Origin of the sequence: Microbacterium maritypicum MF109, from assembly GCF_000455825.1 — a bacterium.
GTDB classification, from domain to species: Bacteria; Actinomycetota; Actinomycetes; order Actinomycetales; family Microbacteriaceae; genus Microbacterium; species Microbacterium maritypicum_A.
The window spans coordinates 1-744 of sequence record NZ_ATAO01000121.1 but is presented as its reverse complement, the minus strand read 5'-3'; the positions used below and the strand labels follow the sequence as shown (position 1 = coordinate 744).

At 71.1% G+C, this 744-nt stretch carries 1 protein-coding gene and 1 pseudogene; both read left to right on the top strand.

Annotated features, from left to right (window positions below; all coding sequences use genetic code 11):
* Positions 1-285 (top strand): annotated as a pseudogene (locus L687_RS27820) (FMN-binding negative transcriptional regulator); the annotation flags it as partial.
* 32 nt (positions 286-317) lie between these two features.
* Positions 318-744, top strand: a 427-nt coding sequence (locus L687_RS27815; RefSeq protein ID WP_021199084.1) for a GNAT family N-acetyltransferase, incomplete at its 3' end; no start/stop codon positions are given.

The window sequence follows — 744 nt, the reverse complement described above, 5'->3', positions numbered from 1 at the left end:
GAGATCCTGAGCGAAGAGGAGAACTACGCCATGCTCTCGCGGCTGACCGACCACTTCGAGGATCATCAGCAGCACGGCCGACACCTGTCGGAGGACGAGGAGGGCACCCGCCGCGCCGCCAAGGGCACGGTCGGTCTGCGGATGCGCGTGACCCGCTTCGATGCGCGAGCCAAACTCAGCCAGAACAAGTCGCCCGAGGTGCGCGAGAACATCACCGCACGGTTCGCCGAGACGAACAGCGCGCTCGCGGAGGAGATGCGACGGGTCGGCGGGGAGACCCCGTGATCGACGTCGCCGGACGCGCCTAGGGTGGAGCGATGACCGACACGCGAACCCCCGAGCCGTGGCCCGCGCGGACGGCCCGGCTGCAGGTGCGCCCGTGCACGCCCGCCGACGTCGATGCGATGTGGGAGTGGCGTCGGCTCCCCGAGGTGAACCGGTGGCTCGGTGCCGCTCCCGACACGCAAGACGCGTTCCGTGAGCGGTATCTCGACCCCGAGCGGCTCGCCTCCCTGTACATCGTGGAGCTGCTGCCCGACGCCGAAAGCACCACCCCGACCCCGATCGGCGACATCATGGTGCGGCGCGGCGACGGGTGGGCGCAGCTCGAGGTCGACGCCCGGGCGAAGGGCGTCGAGGCCGAGCTCGGCTGGGTTCTCGACCCCGCGCACACCGGGCACGGCTACGCGACAGAGGCGATCCGCGCGGTGATCGACGTGTGCTTCGGCGCACTGGGCCTGCGCC